Origin of the sequence: Syntrophotalea carbinolica DSM 2380, assembly GCF_000012885.1 — a bacterium.
Classification (GTDB): domain Bacteria; phylum Desulfobacterota; class Desulfuromonadia; order Desulfuromonadales; family Syntrophotaleaceae; genus Syntrophotalea; species Syntrophotalea carbinolica.
On the sequence record NC_007498.2, the window covers coordinates 1,515,367 to 1,530,997 of the forward strand.

A 15,631-nucleotide genomic window follows, 5' to 3' on the forward strand; every position below is an offset into this window, starting at 1 on the left:
CTTCATTGTGACTTGCCTGGGTCTTTTACCAATAGATCATTAAATCCATGGGATAATTTGTATGCAAAACTTCAATACAACCATCCTTTCCAACCAGGAGCTTTCGCCTGGTTACTATCGCATGCGCATTCTGGCACCCGGTTTTGTCGCGGCCGCCAAGCCCGGTCAGTTTGTTATGGTTCGGGTCAGTGGCGGACTTGAACCGTTGCTGCGGCGGCCTTTCGGTATCTTCCGTACCGGATTCTTACCGGCCGACTGTGATGGCTTGCCGGATAAGGAGTATGTGGAAATTCTTTACAAGGTGGTTGGCAGCGGTACTTCCATTCTTAAAGGCCTGCATCAGGGTGACGGGGTCGAATTGCTGGGTCCGCTTGGCAACGGCTTCGAATTACGACCTGCGGCCGAACAGATCCTGGTCGGCGGCGGCATAGGTCTGGTGCCCTTGTATATGCTGGCGCGCGAATTGGTGAAAAACGGCAATGTGCGTTTGCTCATGGGCGGACGCTGCCGCGATGATATCCTGGCCGTGACGGAATTTGAACGGCTGGGGGTGGCCACCTATGTTTCCACCGACGACGGTTCGCTTGGCGAAGAGGGGTTGGTGACCGATGTGTTGCAGCGCAAACTTGCCAGGTATCCCGAGGCGGCGGTGTACGCCTGCGGTCCCATGCCGATGCTTCGCGCCGTCCATGAATTATGTGCTGCCGGCAAAGTGCCGTTGCAGGTTTCGCTCGAGGCATTCATGGCCTGCGGAGTAGGGGCGTGCCTCGGTTGCGTAGTCAAAGGGGCCGGACATAGTGAAACCGATCCTCATTATTTATGTACCTGCAAGGAAGGTCCGGTATTCATGGCCGATCAGCTGGAGTGGGATTTGCTCGAAGATCGCCAGGACGGTTGCGGCTGTGGGGAGGATGAGGCATGAGCGAAGGCAAAATGAACATGGATAAGAAACCGAATCTGGCCGTGGATATTGCCGGCCTGCATCTTAAAAATCCCGTTATGCCCGCTTCCGGGACCTTCGGTTACGGTCAGGAGTACGCCCCCTTTTTCGATCTTGATCAGCTCGGTGGCATCGTCACCAAGGGATTGTCCCTGAACCCCAAGGCCGGCAACCCGACCCCACGTATCGCCGAAACCACCAGCGGCATGCTCAATGCCATAGGTCTGCAGAATGTCGGGATTGAGGCTTTCATTCGCGACAAACTCCCTTTTCTGCGTCAATACCGTACTCCGGTCATCGCCAACTTCTTCGGTAACTCCCTGGAGGAATACGGCGAAGTGGCTCGCCGGTTGTCCGATCTGTCCGAAGTGGCGGCCGTTGAACTCAATATTTCCTGCCCCAATGTTAAAAAGGGCGGTATCGTGTTCGGTACCGATCCGCAGGCTGCCGCTGAGGTCGTGACGTTGGTGCGGCGACATTTGAGCAAGCCGCTGATTGTCAAGCTGACCCCCAACGTGACCGACATCACGGTTATGGCCCGTGCCGTCGAAGAGGCCGGTGCCGATGCCATCTGCTGTATCAATACCCTGACCGGCATGGCTGTCGATGTTCATCGTCGCCAGCTGCGAATTGCCAATGGGACCGGCGGCCTCTCGGGGCCGGCTATTCGTCCGGTGGCGGTGCGCATGGTTTATCAGGTGGTGCAGGCAGTAAATGTGCCGGTTATCGGAGTCGGCGGCATTACCTGTGCTGAAGATGCTCTGGAATTTCTTATCGTCGGGGCCAGGGCGGTGCAGGTGGGGACAGCCAATTTTGTCGATCCCCAGGCGATGCCGAAAATCGTTACGGGTCTCGAGCAATACTGCCGCGACCAGCATGAGGACGACATCAATAACATCATCGGGTCACTGAAACTGTCCTGATATACTGCATATTTACTCTGCGTTAAATAATCATCGGTGGGGCGACTCGGCCCACCGGTGGTATGCTTGTGTAAGGGCGGATAAAAAGGTATGGTCGCCATGCTGAAACACTGCGCTGCGGAAACAGGCACCGGCAACAGACTGCCAGGGAGTCGGTAATCCTTTATGGATGTTATAACCACGCACATCAATGCCGATTTCGATTGTTTGGGGGGCATGATTGCCGCTAAAAAGCTCTATCCCGATGCGGCCATGGTCTTTGCCGGCGCTCAGGAACGGAGCCTGCGCGAGTTTTTCATGCAGAGTGCCTGTTATGCCTATGAATTCAAACGCATCAAGGATATCGATCTCGAGGATATCACACGTCTGATCCTGGTCGATGTCTGTCAGGCGGAGCGCATCGGCCCCTTCGGCGAGGTGGCAAAACGCCCCGGTGTCGAAGTGCACATCTACGACCATCACCCCAACAAACCCCACGCCTTGCGCGGAACGGTGGAGGAAGTGCGGTCCGTCGGTTCTACCGTGACGGTGCTTACCCATATCTTCATGGAACGCGGCATCCATCCGAATGCGGACGAAGCGACCATGATGCTGTTGGGGTTGTATGAAGACACCAGCAAACTGCTCTCCCATGCGACATCCTCCGCCGATTACCAGGCGGCCGCATATCTGGTGGAACACGGCGGCAATCTGAACACCGTATCCGATTTCCTCGTTCAGGAACTAACTTCCGACCAGGTGGCCCTGCTGCATGAACTGCTGCAATCTTTGACGGCCATCAATGTCAACAGCATCGATGTCCACGTGGCCCATGCGTCTGTCGACGATTTTGTCGGAGATCTGGCGGTATTGGCGCACAAAATCAAGGACATGCATGCCTTGAACGCCCTGTTTGTAGCCGTGCGCATGGGGGACCGTATCTTTATGGTGGGGCGCTCCCGTCTGCCCGAGGTATCGGCCGGTGAGATTCTCGAGGAGTTCGGCGGCGGCGGTCATGCGTTTGCCTCCTCGGCTACCGTTAAGGACTTGACCCTGGTTCAGGTATTGGACAAGCTGCCCGTGGTCCTCAGGCGGCATGTCAATCCCCACTGGGAAGCGCGCCATATCATGTTTTCGCCGGTCAAATCGGTGCAGAAAGCGGACACCATAGCGCAGGTACGCGAGATTCTGACCCGCTACAATATCAATGCCATGCCGGTGCTCGACGGTGACAGGGTGGTTGGTATCATTACCCGTCAGGTTGTCGAAAAGGCCGCTCATCATCTGTTGGAAGATATTCCTGTCAGCGAGTATATGAGCTCCGACTTTTCCTCGGTAACGCCCGATACGGCGCTGCAGACGTTGCAGGAGTTGATTGTCGGACGGCACCAACGCTTTGTCCCGGTGGTGGAGGATGACGGACAGCTGGTTGGCGCCCTGACCAGAACCGATCTGTTGCACCATCTCGTTTCCGGTGCCGTGGCGCGCCGCAGACAAGGTATTGGCGATCCGGGCAACGGGTTGACACTCAAAAAACGTACTGTCGCTCATCTGCTGCGTAATCAATTGCGCGATTCCCTGCAAAAAACGCTGTCCACTATCGGGGCGGTGGGCGATGCTCTGGGCCGCAGCGTGTTCGTGGTCGGTGGGTTTGTGCGAGACCTGTTGCTGCGCCAGGAGAATTTTGACGTGGATATCGTGGTGGAAGGCGATGGTATCGCTTTCGCCGAAGAATATGCCAGACGTTACGATTGCCGGGTCCGGGCGCATAAGAAATTTGCAACCGCCGTGCTGATCTTTGCCGATGGTTTCAAGGTCGATGTGGCCTCGGCTCGTACCGAATATTATCTGGAACCGGGAGCTTTGCCGACAGTCGAAAACGCTTCCATAAAACTCGATCTGTATCGGCGGGATTTTACCATCAATACCCTTGCCATTGCGCTGAACGGACCCCATTTCGGGGAGCTTCTCGACTATTTCGGAGGCCAGAACGATCTGCGGGGAAAAGCCATCCGGGTTTTGCACAATCTTAGTTTTGTGGAGGATCCGACCCGTATGTTTCGTGCCATACGGTTCGAGCAGCGCCTTGGCTTTCAAATGGGGCGGCATACCGTGCATTTGCTCAAGAGTGCCGTGCGCATGGGGTTCCTCGACAAGATCAGCGGGCCGCGGGTTTTCAACGAGTTGGTGTTGATTTTTCGGGAGTCGGATCCATTGCCGGCCATGCGACGCCTGGATGAACTCGGATTGCTGGCTTTTATCCATCCCACATTGTCGGTGCGTCACTTGTCGGACGGGACGTTTGCCGCTGCCAAGCAGGCTGTCGACTGGTATGAATTGCTTTATACGGGAGAACGCTGTCAGCGTTGGAAAGTTTTCTTTTTATGTTTGCTTTCCGATCTGGATCATGGCGAAGTACAACAGATTGTGCAACGTCTGGCCATGCCGCCGCAGTGCGAGGAGTTCTTCGGTTCTGAACGGGACGCTGCGACTCGGATATTGAATCAGATCGAATGGCGCAGCATGCAATCGTATCGATGGCGCGACAGCGATATCCATGCCTTACTCAAAGACTTGCCTGTTGAAGCGCTTCTGTACGGTATGGCGATTACCGAACATGAAGAAGCCCGTCGCACTATTTCTCATTTCATTACGCACCTTCGTCATGTGAAATGCCTTTTGCGGGGGCACGATCTGCAATCTTTGGGATTGGCGCCCGGACCGATTTACCGGGAGATCTTCGATGCGTTACTCGACGTGCGTCTGGACGGGCAGGTCGTCACGCGTGAGGATGAATTGCAGTTCGTAACAAATCGCTATGTGGAGAAAATAGAGGAAAAACCCTCGAGATAAGGTCCTTGGTTGACTCTTCGTCCGGTCCTTTGCTACAAGGGACTGTTAAAATCTTTTTTATTCTGGATGAATATGGATCTGTTTTTTCAAAAATTGTCGATTATCCTGGTGCCGGGTCTGCTGGCCATCACCGTGCATGAGGTGGCTCATGGCTGGGTTGCGGAACGTTTGGGGGATCCGACCGCGCGCTTGCTCGGTCGCCTGACCCTTAATCCCTTCAAGCATGTCGATCCTATCGGCACCTTGTTGCTGTTTTTCATCGGCTTTGGCTGGGCGCGTCCGGTACCGGTCAACCCCGGCAACCTCAAAGACCCGCGTCGCAATATGATGTGGGTAGCTCTTGGCGGTCCGACAGCCAATCTGGGATTGGCTTTATTGTCCGCTCTGGTTCTGCGGGGACTTGGACCTTTGTCGGGTGCGGCGGCGCATGGCGGTCTGGCTCTGGTGGTCGATCCTCTGGTGCTGATGGCGGCATTCAGCTTGTATGTCAACGTCATTCTGATGGTGATAAATCTTATGCCGATACCGCCGCTGGATGGAGGCCGGGTGTTGATCGGTCTTTTGCCGGAAAAACCCGCTGCGGCTGTGGCACGGCTCGAGCCTTTCGGGTTTTTCGCGGTTATCCTTCTGTTCTTTTTCTCGCCGTTGTCGGAACGTGTACTTTTGCCGGTAGTGGTGTCTGTGACATCCGTGCTTGCGGGTCCGCAATGGTTTCTGGTGCAGAAAGTCTTCGTCATGCTTTTCAGGTCGTAAGCCATGTCCTACCAAGTCGAGCTTGAGGTTTTCAAGGGACCCCTGGATCTCTTGCTGCACCTTATTAAAAAGCATGAGATGGATATCTACGATATCCCCATTGCCGAGATTACCGCGCAATACCTTGCGGCGCTGGATACCATGAAATCCCTGAATCTCGATATTGCAGGCGAATTTCTGGTCATGGCCTCGACGCTTGTACATATCAAGTCACGCATGCTGCTGCCGCTTGAAGTGGATCCGGAATTGGAAGAGGACGATGTCGACCCTCGGGCGGAACTTGTTCAGCGGTTACTTGAATATCAACGTTATAAAGAGGTAGCCGTGGCCCTGGATGAATACGATATGCTTGGGCGCGATGTATTTAATCGTTCCTGTCATGATGCGGCAGCGGATGAGGCGAATGACGGCCCATTGCAGCCCGTCGGTGTTTTTGAACTGGTCAACGCCCTGCAGGAGCTACTTAAAGAATCGCCGCCCGAGCGGGTTCATGAGGTCGTTCGGGAACGACTTACGGTTGCCGAGCGCGTGAGCATGCTGTTGAAGCTTCTGAAAGACAATCAGAGTCTGGCCTTTGATGCCTTGTTGCCCGAACTGCCTGATCGCGAGGAGCTGGTGGTTACCTTTCTGGCCATGCTGGAGTTGGTCAAATTGCGCATGATTCGCATTATGCAAAATCAGCGCTGTGGAGCCATCTGGCTCTTTTCCGCGATGTCCGACTCGGTCGGTGAATTGCCGCTCCAGGATGAGACTTTTGGATACTGTTGAGCTTAAAGCCATTATTGAAGCGCTGCTTTTCGCTGCTCCGGGGCCCGTTCGCCTTGAGCAGTTGGCATTGGCCGCCGATGCCGACCCTGCACGGGTGGCACCTCTGCTGGCAGAGCTCGAAACCGAATATCTTCGGGCCGGCCGGGGTTTCGTGCTGGTCGAATTGGCAGAAGGGTATCAACTGCGCACGCGGCCGGAGCATGCAGAGTGGGTGCGACGTCTTCATAGCAGCCGCCCGACGCGTCTTTCCCGCGCAGCACTGGAGGCCCTTGCCATTATTGCCTACCAGCAACCGGTGACGCGGGCCGACATCGATTATCTGCGCGGTGTCGATTCCGGTGGGGTTGTCAAGAGCCTGCTGGATAAACGGCTGGTGCGGATCGTGGGAAAAAAAGATGTCCCGGGTCGCCCCTTGTTGTACGGTACCAGCAGGGAGTTTCTGGAGTTTTTCGGTCTGCGCTCCCTGAGCGACCTTCCAACGCTCAAAGAGTTTACGGAGCTGACCAAGGAAAGCGAAAGTTTACTGTTCGATTTTGACGCCGGCGCCGGCGGGGCAACGGCATCGTCCGAACAAGCCTGACGGCTGTGGCGCAAATCTGTCATTTCTGTCGCCGATCATCATGGTGCGGCTCGCACCCGCCAATATGAGACGGTCAGGCATTCACCCCCCCCTGTCTGCAGCGTGGATTGATTGTACCTTGGCGAGCGGGAGCTTATATCCAGGTTGATCCTGCTTGCTTTCGGGATACCGCGCCGAGCGGAATAGAATAAAGAGGATCATGAAACAACGATTGCAAAAACTTATTGCCGCCGCCGGACTGACTTCCCGGCGCAGGGCCGAGGAGTGGATCGCCAATGGCCGGGTAACGGTTAACGGTCGGGTGGCCGAACTCGGTGCCCAGGCGGATCCTGATAAGGATCGCATCCTGGTGGACAATCGCCCGTTGCCGCAGGCCGAGGAACCCGTGTGTGTGCTTTTGCACAAGCCGGTCGGTTATGTCACCAGCCGTCGGGATCCGCAAGGCAGGCCCGTGGTCACCGATCTGTTGGGCAAATTCCGGGCCCGCCTGTTTCCAGTGGGGCGTCTCGATTTGAATACCGAGGGCTTGTTGTTATTGACCAATGATGGAGATCTGGCCTGGCGTCTGAGTCATCCCAGTCACGAGGTCTGTAAAACCTACCTGGTCAGGGTGCAGGGCAGTCTCTCTTGCGAGGCGCGACGCCAGCTGCAAGAAGGTGTGTTGTTGGAGGAGGGGGTGACGGCACCGGCTAAGGTAGCGCGGGTTCGACAGGCTGGCAGTCATACATGGATGGAGTTGAGTATCCATGAAGGACGTAACCGGCAAGTCAGGCGCATGTGCGAAGCGGTAGGATGCCCTGTGAGCCGCTTGAAGCGTATACGTTATGCCTTTCTCGATCTGGGGGACTTGCGTCCGGGACAGCATCGGCAACTGAGTCGTAATGAGGTGGCCCGACTCAAAAAGCTGTAGATGTTGGCGCTGTCATACGGGTTCTGCATATTGTAAGGTTCGTCGGGGATACGGTGTTTCATCTTGAAAAACAAGTATTTTTCCCGGTTTTTGCGAAGTTCATCCAGCTTGACAGGGTGCGTGGAACTGGTTTAAATTAATTCTCTGTATCTCATCGCCTGAAGCCTTGGGTCTGAGGGCGGGAAAACACCTACTGACTTTTATGTAGATATGCATTCTCAATAATCCGAGACATACTTACTGTAACTGCACGTTGACGACTTCGGAATTGTTGAAGCCTGACAATGGCAGTCGCTATAGCCTTCTTGATAAGACGGTTTCAGGATCAACCATAACGACAGGTGGATGGCTTTGTCCAAAAAGGATAAGCTGCTTCAGGCGGCGCAAAAAAATATTCAAAAAGGTCAGTGGCTCAAGGCTGCGAAAGACTATAAAAAAGTTCTTGATCTTGACTCTAAGGACATGCGCATTCGTCAGCGCATGGCCGAGTTGTATAACCGTGCCGGTTTATCTGCCGAGGCTTTGGAAGCTTACGAAGTCGTTGCCAAACATTATGCGAATAATGGCTTTTATCTGAAGGCCATCGCCGTCTACAAGCAGATGCAGAAGATCGATCCTTCGCAATCCCGGATTTACGGGTGCCTTGCTCAGTTGAACGAAAAGCAGGGACTCGTTGGCAATGCTCTCGGGGAATACCGCCAACTGGCGGAGATTTACGAGAAATCGGGGAACGTCGAGGAGTTGAACGCAACCCTGCGCAAGATGATAGAGCTGGATCCGCAAAACAGCGGGTTGCATTTGCGACTTTGCCAGTCTTGCCTGGAAAACGGCATTTCGGACGAAGCCAACGATGCGCTACAGGCTGCTCTTGTCGTGTTGGAGGAGCTTAAAAAGCCGGCGGCGACCAATAAGATGAAGGATCTGGTTCTGGCTCATTTGCCGGAGGATATGACTCTGAAAAATCATATCGGCCGCATTTTGCTGCTCTGCGATCAGCCGGAAGATACGGTGGCTCTTCTGGCGGGGGAGATAGATCGGCATCCGGCGGATAAAGAAATGCTTCAGGTGCTGGCTCTTGCTTATCGTCAAATGGACGATTTCACCAGTGAACGGCACCTGTGCGAGCAACTGATTTTACAGGAGCCGGACAATCTCGATTACCAGGAGTCCTTTGCGCGGTCCTGCCTTGACAGCGGCGATGATCAGGCGGCACTCGATTGTCTCGAAGGCTTGAAAGAAAACTTCCTGGCGCAGGGGCGCACCGCGGTTCTCAAGGAATTTTACGAAAAACTGCAGGTTATGCGCGGCGAAGATGAGGCCGTCCGTCAAGCGTTGCATCAGATCTACGAAAATACCGGCGAAGGGGGCAAGCTTTTCGATCTGCTTTCCGATGAAGCGCCCAGGCCCGTTGCGTCCGATGTCGCTGAAGATAGCCAGATAGGCGATTCCGGCGAATGGTTTGGCGATGCGTCGTTGGAGATGGACGAAGGCGTGGTTGGCGAAGACAAAGAATCCGCCGACCAGCAAGAGGACATGGTTGTTGCGAGCGGCGAAGAAACCTTCGCAGAAAAACCATTGTTACCGGAGCAGGAACCGCTTCTTTCGGTGGAAGAAAGCGAAGATTTTGTCGATGCATCCGTCGAGCCTGTTGTTGAAGCCGTTGCGGACGATGATTTAGAGCCTGTCCCGCTTGCCGAGGAGAAGGATGCCGAAATCGAACTGGAGTTCGATCTCGATCTGGAAACCTCGGAAGACTTTGCCTTGGTCGAGGACCTTCCGGAAGCCACGCTGATTGAAGATCCCGATGGAATCGAGTTGCAGATTGAAGATCTCGATCCTGATCCTGATGGAATCGAGCTGCAGATTGAAGATCCCGATTCCGATGAAATCGAGTTGCAGAGCAACAGTGATTTTGCTGGACCGGATCCCGGTGGCGAAGAGGACACGCCTCAAACAGGTGCACCTTTTCATGACCCCTTTGCTGCTGGCGACGTCGGTTCCGCACCTGTGGCCGAGGCTTCCGAAGCCTCCGACATAGAGGATAGTTTCGCCGGTATGGACGACGGGCTTGCCGATCTTCAAAAGGAGCTCGGCGAGGTGTTCGAGATGGATTCATTCGATCTGGACGACGATGACGATGAGCCCGATTTGACCACCGATCTGGAAGAAGCCGAATTCTATCTGCAACAGGATTTTCTGGAGGATGCGTTCAAGAAATGTCAATCGTTGCTGGAGCGGCATCCCAACAATCGTGAAGTCCGGGAGCTGCTGCAGCAGGTTGAAGAACGTATGGCTGAACAGCAGCCTGCGGCCGATGCTCCCTCCGAGGAGGTAGCTGCCGTACCTGAAGAGACCGCTCCGGAGGTGCCCGACGACGGCAAGGATCGGAGTCGGCTTGAAGGTAATATTTCCGCCTTTAAAAAGGGAATTGAGGATGCGGTCGCTCAGGATGATTGCGAGACGCATTACGAACTCGGTATCGCTTATAAGGAAATGGGCCTTTTTGATGAAGCCATGGACGAGTTCAGCAAAGCCATGGGACATCCCAGCCGTTATGTGGATGCCTTGACGTTGACCGGTATCTGTCTGTCGAGCAAAGGTCTTTTTGACCAGGCTGCAGAGCTGTTCAAAAAAGGTCTGCACCGCGAGGCTCTGGACGAAGGCGACAGGCTTAACCTTTATTTTGAGCTGGGGCAGTTGTACGTTGCATGGGGGCGTCCCCTGGAAGCCCTGGATAGTTTTCAGCAGGTTGCCGATGCCGACTTGTCCTATCGGGATGTGGGCGATCAGATCTGCAAGTTGCGTGAGGAGCTTGGCCTCGATGATGGAGGTGACTCCGGAGGTTCGGCAGGTGGTTCCGGAAGCAATCGCGTTTCGTACCTGTAAAGCGGTCTTGTCCGGATACTCCGGAAGCAAACCAAACACTAGTCAGTACAGTTGAGGATGGGCGCATGAGTTATCTTGAGCATTTCGGTCTGGACCGGGAGCCTTTCTCCAATGCACCGGATGCACGTTTTTATTACCACAGTGAGCAGCACCGACAGGCCATGTTGCGCTTGATGCATGTGGTCGATTCCAACAAGGGACTTGCTGTGGTGATCGGTGGCGTGGGTACGGGGAAGACGACCCTTGCCCGCAGGATGCTCGATCACCTTGACGAGGAACACTATGTGTCGTCGTTGCTGGTTATGGTTCACTCCGGAGTCACGCCGGAGTGGATTCTGACCCGCATTGCATTGCAACTCGGGGTGGAAAATCCGGCTCCTGATCGCATGACTCTGCTTAAACAACTCTATGATCGGTTGATTGAAATCGATGCTTCAGGCCGTAAGGCCGTCGTGCTTATCGATGAAGCGCAAATGCTGCAAACGCGTGAGCTCATGGAGGAGTTTCGCGGGCTTTTAAATCTTGAGATTCCGGCAAAGAAGCTTCTCAATATTCTGTTCTTCGGGCTCCCCGAGGTCGAAGATTGCTTACGACTGGACGAACCGCTGGCGCAACGGGTAGCGGTCAAGTACCGGTTGCATTCCTATACCCATGCTACCGCCGAAGCCTACATCGGGCATCGTTTGCAGGTTGCCGGTGCCCGTGATGCGATCATCGATCCCGAGACTGTTCCGATCATACATAATTATGCCGGCGGCGTTCCGCGTTTGATCAATACCATCTGTGATAATTGTTTGTTTGAGGCCTTTTTGCGCAAACATGACCAGGTTAGCGCCGCTATCGTGGAGAGTGTGGCCGGAGACCTGGGCTTGTCCCGAAACCCCGCCCAGCCGTCGGCAGCCGAAGGCCTTGAGGAGGATTTCGAGGATATTGACGATATCGACGAGATGCTTGACTCCCTCGAACGAAAATTCTGATAATCATTCCCCCTTCAGTGTGTGGTGGGAATCCTACCGCTAATTCGTATTATTTCTTATTTCGCCTGAAAATATTAAGTGAGGACAGGTGTCCCAAAAAATCCACATACTCCCCGAATCCCTGTGCAACCAGATTGCAGCTGGAGAAGTGGTGGAAAGGCCGGCTTCAGTCGTCAAGGAGCTGGTGGAGAACGCACTCGATGCTGGTGCTTCCCGTATTCAGGTTGATGTGGAAAACGGGGGGAAGCGGCTTATCCGTGTGACGGACAACGGTTGCGGCATGTCCCGCGAAGATGCCTTTTTGTGTCTTGAACGGCATGCTACCAGCAAAGTTCGCGCCGAACAGGACTTGTTTCGGTTGACGACACTGGGCTTCCGTGGTGAAGCGTTACCTTCCATCGCTGCCGTGTCGCGGTTTACTTTACGCACCCGGCTGGCGGAAGACGTGGAGGGGTGGGAGCTTGTTGTGGAGGGGGGGACCGTCAAAAGGTCCTCAGCAGCGGGCGTTCCTCCCGGAACCATCATCGAGATTCGCAATCTGTTTTTCAATACGCCGGCGCGCCGAAAATTTCTGCGGCGCGACGAAACGGAACTGGGCCATATCGGAGAAACCCTGACCCGGTTGGCTCTTTCCTGTCCCGAGGTGTGTTTTCGTTTCATGCATAACGGCCGTATGCTTTGGGAGGTGAATCGACAGAAGAGCCTGGTCGAGCGCGCAGCTGAGCTTTTGGGACGTGAAGCTGTTCGTGATATGCTCCCAGTTGAGCGGCAAGGCCCGGAAGGCATGCGTCTTCATGGCCTCATTTCGAGCCCCCGCCTTAACCGGTCGGGACTTGGCGGCATGTTCACGTTCATAAACGGCCGCTTTATCCGGGATAAGGTTGTCCAGCACGCCCTGGCCGACGGTTACCGTAATCTGCTGGCAAAAGGCCGTCATCCCGTGCTGGTGTTGTTTCTTGAGATCGACCCTTCGCAGGTTGATGTCAACGTTCATCCCACCAAACATGAAGTGCGTTTTCGCCAGCAGGCGCTGGTTCACGATTTCATCGTCAAGGCTCTGCGGGATCATCTGCAGCAGGTGCCGACGTCGGCAATGCCGGCACCCGGGAACAGTCCTTTCACGGTGCCCGCCCGCGAAAACGCAGCATCCGTCAAGCCGGATGAAACGAAACCGGCTCTTGCCGACACTCCGGCTGCCTTTTCGGCGGGGGAAGGTTCTTCTCGTTCAGATGTACCGTATCCGTCCGCTTCGCAGGTGACGGAAACGACGGATTCCTATGACGCGCATGACAGCGGCGTCGAGGGGGCGTCGACTGCTCCTCCTTTGTCCGAAGAGGGGCTGTTTTCCGTCACGGCGGATGTGCGGCCTTCGGAGCAAACGGAAAACTCGGGTTTTTTTGCCAGCCTGCGACTCATCGGGCAGTATCAAAACAGTTATCTGGTGTGTCAGTCCGAGAAGGACCTCATTCTTATCGATCAGCATGCCGCGCATGAGCGGATCGGTTTCGAGCATCTTAGGAAACAATATCTTGCCGGATCGATAGAAAGACAGTTGTTGCTTTTTCCTCTGGTCCTGGAATTCGATTTTCGCCTGGGACGCATCGTGGAGGAACAGCGCGATTCATTATTCCGGCTTGGTTTCGCCCTGGAGAATTTCGGTGGCAACGCCTTCGCGCTCAAGGAATTGCCCCGCATGCTCAAGGAGGCCGACGCCGAGCGCCTGGTACGGGATGTGGTAGACGAGTTTGCCGCCATCGGTCGCAGCCAGGCGGTTGAAATCGAATTGGAACGTATTTTGCTAAAAATGGCGTGCCATGCTATGGTGCGTGCCCATCAACGCTTGAGCTTTGATGAAATGCAAGCCTTGCTGGATGAACTCGATAAAACGCCCTTTAGTAGTAACTGTCCCCATGGCCGGCCGACATTTCTGCGTTGGAGCCTGGGGGAGCTGGAGCGGTTGTTCAAGAGGGCTTGATGATTTTTGATCACAATGACAAACGTCCGCCGATCGTGGTTTTGTGCGGGCCTACGGCGGCAGGGAAGACGGCCCTGGCAGTACGCCTGGCCGGCGAGTTACCGGTAGAGGTGGTTTCGGCCGATTCCCGGCAGGTGTATCGCCATATGGATATCGGCACAGCCAAGCCGACATCCGAAGAGCTTGCCGCAGTTCCGCATCATTTGATCGATGTCGTCGATCCCGATGAAAATTTCACGGCCGGCAATTTTTGCCGGCTGGGCCGTCAGGCTTTGAATGACATTCTTGGTAGAAACCGTCTGCCCATCGTGGTGGGCGGCACGGGTCTTTATATCCAGGCGCTGTTGCACGGCCTGATCGATGTGCCCGACGGTGACAGTGAGCTGCGCGCGACCCTGTTGCGGGCCGAACAGCTTCATGGCGAGGGGACCCTGTATCAACGTTTGCAGATCGTTGATCCCGTTCTGGCAAAAAGGCTGCCCCCCAACGATCTGGTGCGTATTGTGCGGGGACTTGAAGTGTACGAACTGTGCAACCGTCGGCTCTCCGATCTGCAGGCGGAACATGCCGGTCAAAAATCCCCCTACCGGGTGCTTACCCTTGGCTTGACCATGTCGCGGGAAGCTTTGTACGAGCGTATCAATCATCGTGTCTGGCGGATGCTGGAGGATGGTCTTGCTCAGGAGGTGGAGTTTCTTTTGAAACGGGGATACGCTGCCGAGTGCAAAGCCATGCAGACCATTGGTTACAGAGAACTTGTGCAACATGTGTTGGGAAATCTGTCCATGGATGAGGCCGTAAGGCTCATTCAGCGCGATACAAGGCGTTATGCCAAACGCCAACTTACGTGGTTCAATAAGGTGAATTCAATAATTTGGCTTGATTCCTTCGGAGAGTTTGCTAAGGTATTGAAGTTAATTGACAGTTTTATTTATGCAGCATGAAAAGGAGTGGCTATGTCCAAGACGCCGTTTAATATTCAGGATCAGTATTTGAATCAGGCCCGTAAAGAACGTGTTCGGGTAAACATTATCATGATGTCCGGTGAAAAACTGGACGGTTTTATCAAGTCATTTGACAGCTTTTGTGTGCTGATCGAGAGTAAAGGAGATCTGCTGCTGTATAAACACGCTATCTCTTCCATTACTTCGGCGGATGGATCGTTCCGGCTACACGGCGGACGCGATTAATTGAACGTCAAAGGCGCCGTTCCGCTTTTGAGGCCCCTGCTGAATATCGTAAAGTTGGTTCAGTGGGGGTTTTTTTTACTAAACGGCCGAATCGATGCAAGCTAGATCTGCCTGCATGATCGTTGACTACTGAAGACTGACGTCATGTCACCGGCAGGGAAGGTATCCGCTCGTTTGACCTTGATGTCTTGCGCCGTCTTGAGGTGTTTCTGGCGCGACTGCCAAGTACGCGTAGGTTCGGCGGTGATTGCCGGGATGAGCCAAAGGCAGGGGGCGCAAGCTCCGTGAAGATACATCCATGACGATTCCCAACATGTTGACGCTGGCGCGTATTGCCCTGGTTCCCGTTTTTTTGATCAGTATAATTTACGGCCAGCTGCACCTATCTCTCGGGATTTTTATTTTCGAGGCTCTCACCGACGCGTTGGACGGTTATCTTGCGCGTCGTCTTCACCAGGAAACCCAACTCGGTCTTTATCTCGATCCGCTGGCGGACAAGTTGCTGAGTACTGTATCCTTTGTTTCTCTGGCAATCATTGGCCTGCTGCCCGCCTGGTTAGCCGTTGTCGTTTTTTTTAAAGATTTATTCATAGGCCTTGGTGTTGCCGTTATCTTTTTCACCGGGGGCGATCCCAAGGCGATGCCGACCTTATGGGGAAAGCGAACCATGTTCGTTCAGGCGGTTTGTGTCGGTGCGGCTTTGCTCTGGGCCCTGATGGGTTACGAGTTTATCTGGCTTGATGGTCTTTTCTGGCTTACCGCGGGCATGACGATTCTTTCCGGGGGGCATTATATTTACCAGGGCCTCGACCGAATGGGACAGGGGCGGAATGAAAACTCAGGTGCGCGCATCTGAGAAAATACAAGTATACGTGTGTATGCAAACCGGAGCACTCG

General features: G+C 54.5%; 13 protein-coding genes. All 13 read left to right on the forward strand.

Annotated features, from left to right (window positions below; translation table 11 throughout):
• Positions 1–61: 61 nt before the first annotated feature.
• The 13 genes from PCAR_RS07310 (at position 62) to pgsA (ending at position 15,590) form a co-directional block, all read left to right on the forward strand.
• Positions 62–922, forward strand: a complete 861-nt coding sequence (locus tag PCAR_RS07310) for a dihydroorotate dehydrogenase electron transfer subunit (RefSeq protein WP_011341019.1) — start codon at positions 62–64, stop codon at positions 920–922.
• Positions 919–1,863, forward strand: a complete 945-nt coding sequence (locus tag PCAR_RS07315) for a dihydroorotate dehydrogenase (protein ID WP_011341020.1) — start codon at positions 919–921, stop codon at positions 1,861–1,863. Before PCAR_RS07310 ends, PCAR_RS07315 begins: the two co-directional genes overlap by 4 nt.
• A 165-nt stretch (positions 1,864–2,028) precedes the next feature.
• Positions 2,029–4,695 (forward strand): CBS domain-containing protein, encoded by a 2,667-nt coding sequence (locus PCAR_RS07320; RefSeq protein ID WP_011341021.1) that lies wholly within the window; start codon positions 2,029–2,031, stop codon positions 4,693–4,695.
• Positions 4,696–4,767: 72 nt separating this feature from the next.
• Entirely contained in the window at positions 4,768–5,448 is a 681-nt protein-coding gene (locus tag PCAR_RS18610) for a site-2 protease family protein (RefSeq protein ID WP_011341022.1), read from the forward strand.
• Between the two features lie 3 nt (positions 5,449–5,451).
• Complete coding sequence (locus PCAR_RS18615; protein WP_011341023.1) at positions 5,452–6,216, forward strand: segregation and condensation protein A; 765 nt, start codon at positions 5,452–5,454, stop codon at positions 6,214–6,216.
• On the forward strand, positions 6,203–6,796 hold the full coding sequence (gene scpB, locus PCAR_RS07335) for an SMC-Scp complex subunit ScpB (protein WP_011341024.1): 594 nt from the start codon (positions 6,203–6,205) through the stop codon (positions 6,794–6,796). The genes PCAR_RS18615 and scpB overlap by 14 nt, the downstream gene beginning before the upstream one ends.
• 199 nt (positions 6,797–6,995) lie before the next feature.
• Positions 6,996–7,706 carry a pseudouridine synthase gene (locus PCAR_RS07340; protein WP_011341025.1) on the forward strand — a complete coding sequence of 237 codons (711 nt, stop codon included), beginning with the start codon at positions 6,996–6,998 and terminating at the stop codon, positions 7,704–7,706.
• Between the two features lie 351 nt (positions 7,707–8,057).
• Positions 8,058–10,592 (forward strand): tetratricopeptide repeat protein, encoded by a 2,535-nt coding sequence (locus tag PCAR_RS17765; protein ID WP_148204317.1) that lies wholly within the window; start codon positions 8,058–8,060, stop codon positions 10,590–10,592.
• Between the two features lie 65 nt (positions 10,593–10,657).
• The gene (locus PCAR_RS07350) at positions 10,658–11,569 is read left to right on the forward strand and encodes an ExeA family protein (protein ID WP_011341027.1); all 912 of its coding nucleotides are present in this window, start codon (positions 10,658–10,660) and stop codon (positions 11,567–11,569) included.
• A gap of 88 nt (positions 11,570–11,657) precedes the next feature.
• A complete protein-coding gene (mutL, locus tag PCAR_RS07355) occupies positions 11,658–13,544 on the forward strand; it encodes a DNA mismatch repair endonuclease MutL (RefSeq protein WP_011341028.1) in 1,887 nt (628 codons plus the stop codon).
• Positions 13,544–14,488 (forward strand): tRNA (adenosine(37)-N6)-dimethylallyltransferase MiaA, encoded by a 945-nt coding sequence (gene miaA, locus PCAR_RS07360; RefSeq protein ID WP_011341029.1) that lies wholly within the window; start codon positions 13,544–13,546, stop codon positions 14,486–14,488. The genes mutL and miaA overlap by 1 nt, the downstream gene beginning before the upstream one ends.
• A 12-nt stretch (positions 14,489–14,500) precedes the next feature.
• Positions 14,501–14,734 carry an RNA chaperone Hfq gene (gene hfq / locus PCAR_RS07365; RefSeq protein WP_011341030.1) on the forward strand — a complete coding sequence of 78 codons (234 nt, stop codon included), beginning with the start codon at positions 14,501–14,503 and terminating at the stop codon, positions 14,732–14,734.
• 298 nt (positions 14,735–15,032) lie between these two features.
• The gene (gene pgsA, locus PCAR_RS07370; RefSeq protein ID WP_011341031.1) at positions 15,033–15,590 is read left to right on the forward strand and encodes a CDP-diacylglycerol--glycerol-3-phosphate 3-phosphatidyltransferase; all 558 of its coding nucleotides are present in this window, start codon (positions 15,033–15,035) and stop codon (positions 15,588–15,590) included.
• The last annotated feature ends 41 nt before the right edge of the window (positions 15,591–15,631 follow it).